Origin of the sequence: Pseudomonas sp. CFBP13528, from assembly GCF_005233615.1 — a bacterium.
GTDB classification, from domain to species: Bacteria; Pseudomonadota; Gammaproteobacteria; order Pseudomonadales; family Pseudomonadaceae; genus Aquipseudomonas; species Aquipseudomonas fluorescens_AM.
In genome coordinates, this window is sequence record NZ_QGAJ01000010.1 from 56,089 (window position 1) to 70,138 (window position 14,050).

Below are 14,050 nucleotides of genomic sequence, written 5' to 3' on the forward strand. Positions count from 1 at the left end.
GCACAAGTTTCTCACCAAAACTTTCTCGTAAGTGGTGAGAGTCCACGCTATTTACTAGGCCTGATCAACCCTTGGCCATTGATGAAGATGAGGAGCGACTTGACGGCTCGACCGGCATTCTGCGCACTAGACCCGGGCTCGACGATCCGTACTTTTATGTTGCTTCTACTAATAGCCCTAGGGCTCTCATGCGTAAACGGACGGCAGTCTTGGAAGTGCCGAAATATTTGCTCAGCGCTGTGCAAACCCTATGGAACTGCGCCACGTTCTCCCGCTGGTTATCCAGGTACAAAGGGCCGTAACCGCGATTTCTGATCTCTAGGTGCTGAACCAGAAGTCCGAAAGCGGTGTGGAACTCTTCGTAGGGCATCAGAAGGCATGACGCGAATGTGTTCGCTTGCCACTCCAATCGCTCGACCTCACTTTTGGGGATGGTGATCTGTTGGCTTTGATCGATGTCCTGAGCGCGCACGCTCTCTCTCGTCATGTACCTGCCGTGGCTTAGAAAATGATGCCCCAGCTCATGGGCGAGTGTGAACCTTGCTACAGGTGATTGGCTTTCAGTCGCGAAAATTTTGATTTCTGTTGGGTAGAACGTGATGCTGCCGAGCACAGAGGGAGAATCATCATGAAAGATAACTGCGAGACCAATAACGATGTTCTCTTTTTCAACGAGCTTCGCGAGATCAACTGTCCCTCTACTATAGGAGATCGATTTTAAAGTCTGTTCTGCTAGACGCTCGATCTTCTCTTTCGAAATAAAGGTGACCCTGGGCGTCGCCGCGAGAGCCGGCTGACGGATCAGCTTCAGCTCGCTTTCGTCGAGTGTATTTTCCAGACCCAGACCTTTCCAAATACCCTCCCAACCATCTGCAAAACCAGCGGGCGTAACAGCATAGGCGCTGTAAACAGTCGGTCTAAAATCAGGTTGCGTAAGCGCATATTCAATTTCAGCTCTTTTTCGACTGCTGGCGCCACTTGCGCCAGTGAGGAGCGCGCGAGGGAGCTCCCATCGAAATTCAGACTGATCGAAATACCGCAGAAGGGCAAAGCCCTTATTTCTGGCGAAATTGAGCGTCCCGGCTTGGAATGCGCTGGTCGTGGCAAAAATGCCTTTTGCGTTAAACCCGGAGACTTGGCTGATCTTCGACCCGAATTCTTCAATATTGTCGACAGAGACGGTGCCGCTGTAATTTTTGCACTCGATGAGAACGAGCATCGACGGCTTGTCGGAGCCTGGCATGGAGACTTCGATGGCGATGTCGAAAATGATGTCGCTTTCTCGGGCAGAGGAAAAGTAACCCTTCTTCCGAAAAATTTGGCAGCAGTCAGACCTGAAATAGAAACGGTCGTGAGCGATTTCCTGGCTCAGAAAATCAAAGACCTGTTCCTCGAATTTGTCGCCTTTGGCGTAAGTACTCAATCGTTCTTCATCCAAATCGGGCTAAAGCGCAAAACTTTTTGTTGAATGACGCTTCATTTTTAAAGCGCCGGCGTTAGCGCTTTTTTTTCGCTACCGAAGTCGATAAGCCTACATCAATCTGTGGGCGCAAAGCCTCTGGTAAAAGCTGCACCACGGCTAGGCCTGCGCGGCAGTTATGCAGCCGCCTAACTAATCACTCAGCGGTTCAGTAGATCGATAGACCGCTCAGACAGGGCGCCGACCAGGCTCTTGAGCGCCGATTCCAGATGGCTGCCTTCCTTTACGTCGAATCGTTCGATGGTTTCCATCGAGCTTTTGAGTGCAGCGTTAGCATTCACGATAACCTCCTTACCTGCGATGATGGTTAGCAAATCTTCACACAGCTTCTGTCCCTGAGGCGTGATCCCCCGGTACAAAGTGATGCTGTGGTCATTGGTCTGCACGCGGATGAAGCGCACGTGCTCATCGAATCGGTGGAACCGCGGGTGGAACATCTCGGTGAAGTTGCTTGGCAACGGATAAGCTTTAAAGCCGTGTTTGTCCGGGGTTGCCCAATCAGCCTCCTTCTTAAGAGAATTGCAGTCCACGCAAGCGACGGACAGGTTCCAGAAGTGAAACGAGTACTGCTCGTAGGTTTTACGAGGCAATATGTGCTCAATGGGTTTGGAGTACCCGCTGTTACACAGCCAGCGTCGGCAGTAGCAGCATCGATTTTTCTGCGTTTTCTCGATATAGCTCCTGAACGCACCCTTGATGTCGCTGATGACTGGTTTAGCCTTACCTCGTTTGCGCTTGGCCTTCACCGTGGGCGCCGGCTCGCCAGTAGCAGCCGTCGCAACCGTCTTAGGTTTTTTCTTGCTCTTCGGATTCGAGAATTCGTTCCAGAGGTTGCAATCCTCAAGCGCTTCACCGGCCTGCCTCCTGTCGAAACGCTGGAGTGCAGTCGCGTGAAACCGTAGGAGATTAAACATGACGACTTTGTGGAATCGCTCCTCAGCGTGGCATAGGACTTTATAGTCATCGTACCTCGGCCTGAGTTCGGCTTCGTCTAGAACGAAATAATCAGTCATCTACACCCCCCACTTCACTGGCGGCGTCTACCACGCTTTGGTCTTGGAGGAGCAGCTGAACAGCAGTGGCGGCCTTTTTGATGAGGTCAATGTCTTCCTGTTGACCTGGCGGAACGTATGCGCCCTGCGAGAAACTCATTTTTTTAAGCATCTCGTCGAGCTCTGCCAACGGAGAGAACTGATCGGCTTGCCGGCTACCTTTCGATCCCATGGTCTTCGCCACGATACGCGCACAGGCCTCGTGCACTGCGCGGTTGTGCGGGGTATAGGTGCCAAAACCGCCCAAGATGATCGATTCGACCGAGTAGCGCTCTCTCGCGCTAAGCTCCGGCAGCTTCCCCAAGTCCAGCATAAAGCTGTGACTACCCCGATCGTTGGCGTTGCTGATCAGGGTAGGGGCGTGCGTGGCCACGACGAATGAACACTCGAACCGCTGAGACAGTAGATGGAAAACCCGTGGCAGCGTCTGCTGCCATTTCAGGTGCAGACTTATCTCTGGTTCGTCTACCAGGAAAACCGTGCCTCGCTCAGCTGTAGTAATGATGCTGAGCAGCAGCTGATTGATGTTCTGCTCACCCGAACTCAGTGAGGAATAAGAGACGATGCGCTCCCTTTGGTCTTCCGTTGCCGGGCGCACCACGCCGAACTCGTAATGTGTCAAAGGCTCAGGTACGTCGTTCTCTGCAGCGTTCTCCGACATTCTCATGAGTCGAATTTCTTTAGGGGCGTTATCGAGTGCCATCTCAGGCCTGAGCATGAAATAGAAGCGCGTTGCGAACCCCAAGCACTGCTGGCATTCCTTCAAGGCCTCGAGCATGCGTTGATCGACGAGCACTCGCGCCGCTAGGGAGGTGACATTTTTCGTTAGCTTGGACGGCGAGATTGAATCGGGGCTGGTACGAACACCCCTGTATTCAAAATGATTGGTCTGTTTTGTCCGTCCGAGCGGGAATCGGTCGTGTACGCCAGTCGAGATGCCGACCGTTCTTCGATCCATTTCGCCGATATGATCAATGAGCTCACAAAGCAGCCGCGTTTTTCCAGCACCATTATTACCGATGATGTAGACACACGCCGGCTCTAACGGGTCGCTTAGCAGTCTTAGAATGGCTTGAGGGTCTGCTGTGATGTTGAAGGTATTACCTTCCAATCGATTGTTGCGGATGAAATTTTTAGGTGAATAGATCTTCAAAAGTTTTCCATGATCAACTTCATCCTCAATGCATAACGTCTTGACATTATGATAGCCATCAGAAAACTGGGCATTGAGGATCGTTGCGACCTTTGTAGGAATACGTTTCCACCTTTCGTACAGGTCACGTGCTTCATGAATATTTACGATGTGTCCTGCCAGAATAGCTCGCTCTTGCAGATCCAAGTGCTCCAGCGATTTGTTTGACATTGATACATCAATATAAACGTGGGGATTCTTCATCAGGTTAATACCCTGACTGAAAATTAGAAGCACTTTGTCGTTGTTGGCGCCTCGCGCCTCACTGATGCTGAAGCAAATCGCCGCATCCAGCCTGAGCCGTGTTTTTAATGCGGGTGAGAGGCCCTGAACCAGGTTGCCAAGTTTTGCGTTGCTGGCCGGAATCACCAGCATAAAACGAGCGGCGTTGTGATGACTCAAGGCGAATTCACCAAAATCACTCATTCCTGTCGCTGTCGAAAGGTTGAATTGCTCGTGTGAATCCAAAAGAAAACTGGGTTGGTCGTCGAAATTTGCAGCTTGGATGCGACCGTCGATGAAGTAAGGATATATTTGGTTGATAATAAGCTTCAGAGAAATGAGGCTCCTCAATGCTCTGGAGGTTGGGTGAATCATCGGGAAGGAACTGTCGTCGATGCGCTCTTTGCCCATGGAGAGTTCCGCAGTGGTCGGAGCTATTTCGATAACATGTGAATGGAGAGTGGAATGTATGCTCCCAACTAAGGCGGCTACCGCCATTGGATGTCCGTACGGAATGTTGTACGAATCCATAATGAACAGATCGATAAGGTAAGTGGCTGTTTTAACTCGAACCTCTCGATCCATGGGGCTGGAGCTTAGGTCTTTCATTTGCTTCAGCTTTTCGTTGAATGCAGCTCTGATTTCAGTATCGTCGAAATCTTTCGAAGTCATTTCGATAACAACTGAGCATGCATCCTCGAAAATATCTTGGTATTGGCGCTGTAAGATTAGGCCTTTTGTAAGGTGAAGCGCCGCGAGAAGACGGAGTCTCTCTGGAGATATCTTGGGGAAGCTAGTTCCGACGCTGAGCATCTCTTCAGCGATCAGCCGAGTGATTTCTCGGCCTTCGTCGTATTCCATGTGACGTTCTCAATCCTGCTGCGTTGGTAGGTGTAGTAGCAAGATGGCATGATGTGCCAGTGTCAAAGAGTAGGCAAGGTACACAAAGCAACTGACGCTATACATAGGCCGGGCGGCGCAGAATGGCTGACTGTCGTTTGTTGGAGAAGTGAAGATTTGACTCGACGCTTAGAGTATTCCGGACAATGCGAGAGGTCGCATCCTCCATATGCATGGATGAGGTCAAGCTCAGGATCGAATTCAATTCGAGACGGCTCTTAAGCCTGATCATGTAGCCTCCTGAACCTATGACTGAGTGCAACCGCTAGAGCCGGGCGCCTGCAAGTGGGCTTGGTCTTTTCTCGACTGGAGAGCGTTTACGGAATGAACATGCCACTTTTCAAGGCTCGACTTCACAAGGCTTATGCCGCAGGTGTGCTGCGGCTGCACCAGGCCAAAATAAAGTTCGGTTTTTGGCGGTTGCGCCATGGCTTGAAGCTGGTGATTCTCACGGTGCTGGCCGCGGTGGTTGCGAGTGCTCTATCGGTGCCGTTTCTGCGACGCATGGTTGGAGGTTACTTCAACAGCCAGGAAAGCATAGGGGCACTCAGAACTCTTCTCGGTGGCACGGGGTCGGCCTTGATTGGAGCGGCTGCAATTGCGTTCTCGATCATCGTCTTCGCGATGCAAACTAATGTTGAGCGCATGCCGCATGGCTTGTTCAAGCAGCTCAGTTCCGATCGCAGGCTGCTCAGTTCTTTCCTCGGATCGTTTCTGACGGCGATCGCTATCGCTGGGACGTCGTTGATCCCGGACGGGAACTGGGCGATCCCGGCGATCCTCGTCGCGCTCTGGGGTATCGCCGGAATATTGCTGCTTTTTCTCTATGCATATCGCCGAGCGCTTCAGCTCATCAATCCGATTGAGCAGCTCAACATCATGTCGACAGTGGTTCGTCGGGACTTGCGGAAATGGAGTCGTCTAGCGGACAACGCTGCGATCCTTCTTCGGGAGGCACCGGCGCCGATGCTCCCTGAGGCTAACGCAGAATTTCAGTTCAATGCGCCAAAAGCCAAGTTTTACCAATCCAATGCTCACTGGAGCACCTCCACGCGACAAGCGATCGACTACAGCATTTCCTACGCGAAGCGCTTCGCGGGACAGGGCGATCACGAGGTCACGGACTCCGCATTCCACCATTTGATGCTGATCAATGCCGCTTACTGTGCGGCAAAACACGGCACTTTTGTCGGCAGCAACCCATTTTTCGACATGCCGGAGGTGAGCGACGACACGATCAACACTTCGCTTGAGCAGCTAAGGCAGACGATGCAGGACGCGCTGTCCAAGGGTGACGAAAAATTGGCGAAGAGCACATTACGTGCGTTCGGAGGACTCTATGGCGTGTACCTGGGGATAGAATACCCAGGTCGAGAGCGGAGTAAGCATCACGCGATGCTTGCATCAACGTACCTGGCTTCGGCGGTCGAATCTATCATTCCGCACAACATGCCTGATTTGATGATGCACGGGATTCGGATGATGGGCCGGGCGTCGCTATTAGCTCTAGAGCACACCAATTCGAACGTAATTGTCACCTTGGCAGAGAAGATTGGCGTACTCGCCTTTGTCGGGATGGTGAAAGCAAATCACCAACCCGTCACGCTGACCGCATTCGATCAGCTTACCGAATTGACTTTCAACCTGTTGGCAAAGGGTAAGCACGATATTGGCTACCCCGTCGGCCAATTGCGCTCGGCTGTGACTGCTGCAGCGAAAGGCTTTTTGGGGACTGTCGATACGGCTTTGGTTTCTACGCACTGCAGCACGCTTGGCCCGTATTTTTCAAGCACCAGTGAAACCTCACTCCGAGGACGGCTCACTTCTTTAGTGAATGAGCTACTGGAGGCACCTGCAGACCACGGACGGGCGAGCGAGATTATTGAAAATATCGAGACCTGGGCGCATCAGATGTACGCTCCTCACAAAGAACTCCTCCTGCTCGCCGTAGAGAAGCGATCCGCGTTTACACTGGACGCCATTAACTGGGCTATCGGGATTTCTGAACTCCTGAATGCTCTGTCGGATGCACCCGCTTGTCCGGAACACCTCGAATATGATTTGAAGCGGCATGCGGTTTGGCTTATCTCAACGCTCTCGTTCCTTCCGGATGACAGGGAGTCAGTGGCTTTTGTTGAAAACTGCTCCCTTACAAATGGCCTTTTTGAGGCGGCTCTGGATGGTTCGAGGCGCGGCAATATCGACTTCTTTAACGATTGCAAGAAGTTATTGCTAGGGTGGGGGAAGAAGGGTGGCAAGCATGAAACGGGTTGGGCAATTTTAGACTCCTCAGTAAAGGCGCTGGTCGCGTTGGCGATTGCCGAGGGTACCGAGGAAGCCGTGGTTACGCTCAAAGCCCAGTTCGGTGAGATGCTTGCAAGTAAGGGGGGCCCTTCTGCGGAAATACGTCAGCGAACTGCTGAGCGTCTGACAGCAGGTGCCCGTCAGTTCAGGAACATTCATCCGTTTCGCTCAATTGATCGTGTTCTCGGTCAGCAAGACAATGCCAAGGTGCGCGGATTGCTTCTTGAGATGGCACAGATGTTAGCTGGTGAACCCTTGGAGGAAGCGCATCAAAATCCTTAGCTCCGGACATGGTCTTCTACAGGAACAGACCTGAGAGATGGACGAGCTCGGGTTTCACTTGAGTCGAAAAAAAACAGGGCAATTTCGCAAAGCGAGTGACCGACTCTCGGCGCACCTGCAGGTCGACGTATAGATATACCTGGTGAAACGCTGGGCCAGGCACACGTCCAGCAGCCGAAAAGGGCGTGACAGATGGAGCCGGAAGAGAAGTCGATGTTGGGCGCCTGGGCAGAGCGCTTTTATCAGAGCCCTCGAACTGAGAAGCGTTGCAGCAGACCGAGCAGGATCAGAATTTCCTGTTGGCCTCCAATGATCGTGGAGCGGCTCTGGCGCTCTAGAGCTAAAGGAAAAGTTGAGTTGACCGATATCATTAGGTTGAAACCAGCAACACAGGGAGCGTCAAATGCTTGATATTATTCTGAAACTTTACAGCTTCATCTCACAGATATGGGCATCGCTCTCTCAAGAGCAAAAAGACTCGATATGCCAAGCCTTCGTTGATCTCATGGACAAGGCCTTCCGAGAATTCTTCAAGGCTAACGCGGGGGCTGCACAATGAAGTCTCTCGTGGATGTCGTTTACGGCAAGACTGATGCCAGCCAGCCTGTATCTGAATCACTGGCAGTTAGCACTCAGACGGGAGTTAAAGTCGCGGCGGTAGCCATCCTGGGTGCGACGCTGGGAGTATCCAAGGCATCGAAATTCGCTGAGGAGGCGGCAAACCTCGTGACTGACAAAGAGTTCTTGGGTGAGCTCGAGAGCGAAATCGGACTTCCGAAGTCCGGTGAGACAGAGGATGAATTCGTGGTCCGCGCCAAAGAAGCAATGTTCAAGATGCTGCAAGGCAAGCTCAAGTGACAAGGGGCCCCGCAAAGTGGGGCCTTTTTGAAACACATAATGGATGGCCGACGCTCGACTTATACGAATATTCTTGGCGTAGAGCTGCATAAAAACCGGACTAGGCCTCCGGCTTGAGTTCGTAAGATATGTGACCGGCCACTTACCCCCGACTTGTCGGGCTTTGTAGTCTTGACCAAGCAAAACCACCGGTCGCGCAGTGAACCATATGCCGTATTACCGGACGCTTACGGTCTTTTTGTGTTTGGCATCAGCCTGAAGGCAAGGTGGAATAGGGGCTATAGACTTTAGCTGGGTTCATCCTTACAGGACGCGTCCATCTTGCCACGCACCCACCGTGGGTACATCCAGTTTGCGATAAACCAGTCCTGCTGAAGACTACCGTCTTTGGCAAAAATATCTTTTCCTTCTGCTAGCTTGATATCGAATGTTTGTAGCTCTTTGCGATTTCCTGAGTACAGAGTTAGCTGAATTGCTGAGTCGGGGCCATAAAGCTTTAAAAAATTTTGATTCACTTCATCGACGAAGAAGTTTTCGGTGATCGTGAACGGCTCTTCAGGAGTCGGAACATGGATGTCATTGAGCACACCGCCTTCGAGCCACGCAGCCAAGCCAGGTAGATGAATGCTATCTGAAACGCTCAGCCAAACCGTGTCGCCAGGGGCGATTTTGAGGGGTGTATTCGAGTTGGGGTCGTCCGTAAGTACGCACTGACCAAACACACCGGGACGGCCAAGCGTAGCGGTGTCGCTTTTGACGATTTCGATCTTCGCCGACGTCAGGTACACAGGATCCTTCCCATAGTTTCTGAGTTGGAGCTGTACAAACACATCGTCTTGGCCTTCAGTGTTGCCAGGGCTGACTCGGTAAGGCTTGAGCCTCGCTCGAACAACGCTCAACGAGCTGGTGTCATCTCCCCGTAGTTGGCTGATGAATGAGATCACACTGGTACTGTCGCTGAGGAAGCCAACAACCGCTATCAGCACACCTACCGAGCAGAAGCTTTTTGCAGTCAAACTGTTTCTTATAGATCGCACTATGGATTTGAGTTTCTGAAGCAAAAGAATTTCCTTTCATTCTCTAGATTGTTGGTTCGTAAGCCTCCGGCGAAGTCACCTTGCGTGACTCAGGTCGACATCCACCGTGCGGCAGCAGTTGATCAATCTAGATTGCCAGCTGCGCCGGCAGACTTCGACGATTTGCTTCCAACTAATCACTGCACCTTCAGCGCTACGGCGGTCCTACTTTATCAGTACCGCGATGCCGCACCTGGGCGGCTATCCAACGCTCTTATCGCTTAGAGAGGGCCAGCAGATAGCTGTGGCCCTCTCAGTACTTAGACGCGGGTTAGAAAGGGGAGGGCTCTGAATCGCCTCGGATTCTCTAGACACCTTGCAAGCTCATTGCGTAACGCTTTTCAAACTCTACCGGTGACAGCTGATTGTTGAAACCATGGCGGCGTTTTGCGTTGTAGAACATTTCGATGTAATCAAATACATCACTACGAGCATCTTGCCGCGAGGTGTAGATTTTTCGCTAGATCCGTTCACGTTTCAGAAGCTGGAAAAAGCTCTCGGCCACGGCGTTGTCATGACAGTTGCCTCGGCGACTCATGCTGGCAACCAAATTGTTTGCCTTCAAAAAGCTGCGCCAATCGGAGCTGCTGTACTGGCTGCCTTGGTCGGAATGAACCATCACCTCTTGCTTCGGTTTACGTCTCCAAACCGCCATCAACAATGCATCAATAGCCAAATCACTGGTCATCTGCGACTTCATTGACCAGCCAACGACCTGACGAGAAAACAGATCCAGCACCACCGCCAAATACAACCAGCCTTCATACGTACGAATGTAGGTGATGTCGGTGACCCAAACATTGTTGGGTTCCACGACATCGAACTGGCGTTTCAACAAATTGGGTGAGGCGACCGCTGGCTTACCGCCGTACTTTCCAGGGCGGCGTCTATAACCTGTCTGAGACCGCAGCCCTTCAAGACGCATCAGCCTTGCCACACGATGGCGCCCGCAAACTTCACCGACCTCGCGCAGATCGTCATGGATTTTGCGATAGCCATAAACGCCGCCACTTTCCAGCCATGAATGCTTGATCAAGCCCAGCAGTCGCTGGTCGTCTTTGGCGCGTGCAGATTTGTGTGGGGCTGATAGGCCATGAACAAGTGACATTCAAACGATAGAGCCAGGGTTTCGGAATCACGCAAATGACTGACTGGAAGGCTAGCAACATCTGCTCCGTCAACTATTGGCCCCTGTAAAAGAAACCGCAACCGCAGTGGCCGAGGAAAAACTTAACGCAGTGTCCGGATGAGTTGACGACTACAGGAGCGACTTGAACCATTGGGTACAAGAGCAAACCAAGCGCTATGCTCACCTCTCTACACCCGGAGCCCTATAATGTCCGTAAAAACACCGTGGGAAGCTGCGATTGAGGTTGAGCCCAAAACCGAGTCCGAGCGCTATCTTAGCAAGCTAGCGCGCAAGGCTTTTCTCAGCATCTGGTGCTATGGAAACGTCCACACCGATGAAGGGAAAAAGTCTGCGTCAGGTGATGGCAAGGAGCTCTGCGATCTGTTCGTCGTATTCGGCGATCACATCCTGATTTTCTCCGACAAACATTGCGAATATCCCGCGCACTCAAACCCCTTGGTCTCATGGGGTCGGTGGTACAAACGGGCAATTCACGGATCAGTGGCGCAGCTGATCGGCGCTGAAAAATTCATCCGGGAGCATCCTGATCGGCTGTACCTGGACAAGCAATGCACTGTGCCTTTTCCATACCGTCTGCCTGATATGGATAAGGCTGTCTTCCATCGTATTGCCGTGACACGGGGATCCTTCGAGGCGGCGTTGTCCCACTGGGGTGGGAAAAGCAGCGGTAGTCTGATGATCGACTCTACGCTGACTGACAAGAAGCAGCACCTGGAAACGCCTTTCACTGTGGGATGGCCGGCGGGGAAAGATCGCTTCGTCCATGTGCTGGATGAATTGACCCTGGACGTACTCCTTTCGGAGCTGGACACAGTACCCGATCTGGTTGGCTATTTTTCTGAGAAAGAACGCTTCATCAGCAGTGCGGAGTATGTGAGCGTTGCGGGAGAGGAAGAGCTCATTACGCTCTACCAGACCAGCATGGACGGTGGAAGACATGTCCTGCCTCGTGATTTTCCCGAATCAAACATGATCATGCTCGCAGAGGGTGATTGGGAAAAATTCGATTCGAGCGGGCAACGGCGCGCCCGTAACGAAGCCAACCGTCTCAGTTACTTCTGGGACGAGATCATCGAGTTCCAGTCCAAATTTATCCGCTCTGATGAGGCCGTTGCGATCAATGGCGAGAACTACACGAACGATGAGAAAGAGCAGTTGGTCAGGGCTCTCGCTATGGAGACCCGTTTCGCGCGACGTGTGCTAGGGGACTCGCTTCACGATGTACTACGACGGCCTGTGCCCTCGGGAACTCAGTCGACCCGCATCATGCCGAGCCCGACGGTAGACGGGCGCTATTATGTATTCACTGTGGTACCCCGCGATCAGGCGGTTGATTACCAAGTCTACAGGGAGGATCGTGCTGAGTTCCTCGCCACGTATTGCCACGGTCTTAGACTTAAATATCCCGATATGATTGAAGCGGTCGGGCTTGCGTCCGAACCATTTTCATCCAAGGCCTCTTCGCAGGATGTGTTATACATGGCGTTCCCAGAGCCAGCCACTGTCGAAGAGCTTCACATCCTGCGTGAACAGTGCGATGAACTTGGCATTCTGCAGGAGCACTCGATGCTCCCTCACGCATTTCACGCCTTCGAATACCCACGAGATCCTGGCCAGTTTGGTGCTGACACGGGCTTCTCGGGAAATAGAGCCGACAGGAGAGCTCAGGCAAGCGCCCAGCGTAAGGCTAAAAAGAAGGCCAAGCGCAAAAAGTTGAACTAGGGCTCTCACATCACACTTGGCGCAGGCATGAAATGTGATCGGCCGTGAGATAACGATTCTGAATGCCTCATCACGCTACTGCGAAACCGCTCCCATATCCACCATGCTGCTGTCGCTATATCGGCGGCGATTGGCAACTGGACAACTGTCAGATCGATTAGTTGTAAACATCTGAAGGTAGAGAATCAGGCGCAATCAACAGCCGACCTTAGTTGCGTGCATTACCGCTCAGGTCTAGGGTGTGCTTTACCCGGCATACGGTATAGAGGATAAGCGTCCACTTGTTGACAGGGTCTGATCGGCTTACGATCAAGCGTAGGTCAGGAGGAGTTTCGATCATGGATAACTATCAGAATCCAAAGCCAGGAAAAACATATATCAGCCCCGCGCTTCCCTCCTTTGGTGATAAATCGCGGCTTATCCGTATCGCGTCCAAAGTGTTGCCGTCGGTAGACGGCTATGAGTACGGTCGCGAGCGTGACGAAGCTGTGCTCCGGCACAAACCGGAAGCGGCGACCTATATATCGGCAAAGTTTCTCGAGGACACTCGAAGGATTCAGGTTCTGACTGTTCAAAAATTCAGTTCGGAAAGCGGGCAGCCGTACGGCAGTGGTTTCTCGTTTGTCGGAGAGGAGATTGGTAGGTTCTGTGAGTTTCTTGCCAATATCCATGCGGTAACATTTGAAGGCGGGAGCCAAATCAATATTTCCGACTCAGAGCTGAGACGAATCGCTCTAACGTCTCTCCAAGCAAAACAACTAGTAACGGAAAACGAAGATTTGATTGCTGAGGTCGTGAAAAACTCACTAACAAAGCAGGACGTAGTCGCAATCGGATACCGAAAAAAGCAGCTTGAAGTCTTCAAGTCCCTATTAGAGGATGAAGACTACTTCCAAAAATTACAATCAAGGAAAGGCTGTACACCGGAAGCCCTATGGCAAAAATTCTTTGAAAAAAATCCTTGGATATTCGGCTATGGCCTTAGCTACATATATGCGTCCGGCCTCGATGGGAAGAAGCTAGAGCAAGCGGTCAGAGGTAATGATGTCGCTCAGCCAGGGAAGAGAGTGGATGCGCTTCTGAAAACAAAGGCTTGGGCGTCTAGCCTCTGTTTTGTCGAAATCAAAACTCACAAGACCCGCCTGTTAAAAAACAAGAGTTATCGTGAAGGTTGCTGGGCCCCCTCGGATGAGCTTGCAGGCGCGGTCGCTCAAGTGCAGGGAACTGTGGCCCTCGCAGCAGAAACTCTGAAGGAATCAGTGCGGCTTACTGACGACAATGGATATCCCACCGCTGAAGAGGTCTTCAACTATTCCCCGAGAGCATTTGTGGTGGTTGGTTCCCTAGAGCAGTTTGTTGGCGAGCACGGGGTTAATCGGGAGCATCTCAGGAGCTTCGAATTATTTCGTCGAAATACCATCCAACCCGAGATAGTGACTTACGATGAGCTTTTTGAACGAGCAAAACACATCATCGCAGCGAATGAAGCTTAGCGTTCGCATGCAAGGCAAAAGCCCGGTCGTTACCGGGCTTTGCAGATCCCTCTAGGGGAGATAAAGCTCAAGTGCCTCAAGGGCTACCAGCCAAACTCTACGAGCGGTTGGCGCGCATGTCAACGCTTTGCGTGTGGGACTAAGTAGTTAGTTACGTGTACCGTAATGTGTAGTCGTCAGAGCTGACGCAGTCCTGTCTAGCACTGTGGGCAGATTACCATGCCGCAATCTGTAGTCGATACGAAGACTACTAAGCTGATTTATTGGGTGTTTCTCAACGGCGCCATTACTGACTCTACGTCCAAACCGTTAATAAGGC

9 protein-coding genes and 1 pseudogene are annotated in these 14,050 nt (G+C 51.9%); 5 read left to right on the plus strand and 5 right to left on the minus strand.

Translation table 11 applies throughout. The features are described 5' to 3' along the window. Positions 1-154: 154 nt before the first annotated feature. From PspCFBP13528_RS18325 to PspCFBP13528_RS18335, 3 genes are all read right to left on the minus strand, one after another. Complete coding sequence (locus PspCFBP13528_RS18325) at positions 155-1,423, minus strand: ImmA/IrrE family metallo-endopeptidase (protein ID WP_241669112.1); 1,269 nt, start codon at positions 1,421-1,423, stop codon at positions 155-157. A 197-nt stretch (positions 1,424-1,620) separates the two neighbouring features. Continuing rightward, complete coding sequence (locus PspCFBP13528_RS18330; protein WP_058412049.1) at positions 1,621-2,493, minus strand: hypothetical protein; 873 nt, start codon at positions 2,491-2,493, stop codon at positions 1,621-1,623. After that, on the minus strand, positions 2,486-4,807 hold the full coding sequence (locus PspCFBP13528_RS18335; RefSeq protein WP_058412050.1) for an AAA family ATPase: 2,322 nt from the start codon (positions 4,805-4,807) through the stop codon (positions 2,486-2,488). Before PspCFBP13528_RS18335 ends, PspCFBP13528_RS18330 begins: the two co-directional genes overlap by 8 nt. Positions 4,808-5,176: 369 nt before the next feature. Here PspCFBP13528_RS18335 and PspCFBP13528_RS18340 point away from each other — a divergent pair, with 369 nt between their 5' ends. The 3 genes from PspCFBP13528_RS18340 (at position 5,177) to PspCFBP13528_RS18345 (ending at position 8,290) form a co-directional block, all read left to right on the plus strand. Then, positions 5,177-7,432, plus strand: coding sequence for a hypothetical protein (locus tag PspCFBP13528_RS18340; RefSeq protein WP_137201138.1), 2,256 nt, complete (start codon positions 5,177-5,179; stop codon positions 7,430-7,432). Positions 7,433-7,835: 403 nt separating this feature from the next. Beyond that, entirely contained in the window at positions 7,836-7,991 is a 156-nt protein-coding gene (locus tag PspCFBP13528_RS27630; RefSeq protein ID WP_162839869.1) for a hypothetical protein, read from the plus strand. Further along, complete coding sequence (locus PspCFBP13528_RS18345; protein ID WP_058412052.1) at positions 7,988-8,290, plus strand: hypothetical protein; 303 nt, start codon at positions 7,988-7,990, stop codon at positions 8,288-8,290. Before PspCFBP13528_RS27630 ends, PspCFBP13528_RS18345 begins: the two co-directional genes overlap by 4 nt. A 287-nt stretch (positions 8,291-8,577) precedes the next feature. Here PspCFBP13528_RS18345 and PspCFBP13528_RS18350 read toward each other — a convergent pair whose 3' ends face one another. Together PspCFBP13528_RS18350 and PspCFBP13528_RS18355 are read right to left on the minus strand one after the other, a co-directional pair. Continuing rightward, positions 8,578-9,351, minus strand: a complete 774-nt coding sequence (locus tag PspCFBP13528_RS18350) for a hypothetical protein (RefSeq protein WP_058412053.1) — start codon at positions 9,349-9,351, stop codon at positions 8,578-8,580. 322 nt (positions 9,352-9,673) lie between these two features. Beyond that, positions 9,674-10,441: pseudogene (locus tag PspCFBP13528_RS18355) on the minus strand (IS3 family transposase); the annotation flags it as partial. Between the two features lie 261 nt (positions 10,442-10,702). Between PspCFBP13528_RS18355 and PspCFBP13528_RS18360 the strand changes: the two are divergent. Continuing rightward, positions 10,703-12,238, plus strand: a complete 1,536-nt coding sequence (locus PspCFBP13528_RS18360; RefSeq protein WP_058412054.1) for a hypothetical protein — start codon at positions 10,703-10,705, stop codon at positions 12,236-12,238. A 338-nt stretch (positions 12,239-12,576) separates the two neighbouring features. Beyond that, positions 12,577-13,731 (plus strand): Shedu immune nuclease family protein, encoded by a 1,155-nt coding sequence (locus PspCFBP13528_RS18365; RefSeq protein WP_058412055.1) that lies wholly within the window; start codon positions 12,577-12,579, stop codon positions 13,729-13,731. Positions 13,732-14,050: the final 319 nt, after the last annotated feature.

Bases quoted from the DNA above. Each gene is read 5' to 3' on its own strand.
- PspCFBP13528_RS18335 (WP_058412050.1), bottom strand. From the start codon at position 4,807: ATGGAATACGACGAAGGCCGAGAAATCACTCGGCTGATCGCTGAAGAG.
- PspCFBP13528_RS18330 (WP_058412049.1), bottom strand. From the start codon at position 2,493: ATGACTGATTATTTCGTTCTAGACGAAGCCGAACTCAGGCCGAGGTAC.
- PspCFBP13528_RS18365 (WP_058412055.1), top strand. From the start codon at position 12,577: ATGGATAACTATCAGAATCCAAAGCCAGGAAAAACATATATCAGCCCC.
- PspCFBP13528_RS18360 (WP_058412054.1), top strand. From the start codon at position 10,703: ATGTCCGTAAAAACACCGTGGGAAGCTGCGATTGAGGTTGAGCCCAAA.
- PspCFBP13528_RS27630 (WP_162839869.1), top strand. From the start codon at position 7,836: ATGCTTGATATTATTCTGAAACTTTACAGCTTCATCTCACAGATATGG.
- PspCFBP13528_RS18340 (WP_137201138.1), top strand. From the start codon at position 5,177: ATGCCACTTTTCAAGGCTCGACTTCACAAGGCTTATGCCGCAGGTGTG.
- PspCFBP13528_RS18345 (WP_058412052.1), top strand. From the start codon at position 7,988: ATGAAGTCTCTCGTGGATGTCGTTTACGGCAAGACTGATGCCAGCCAG.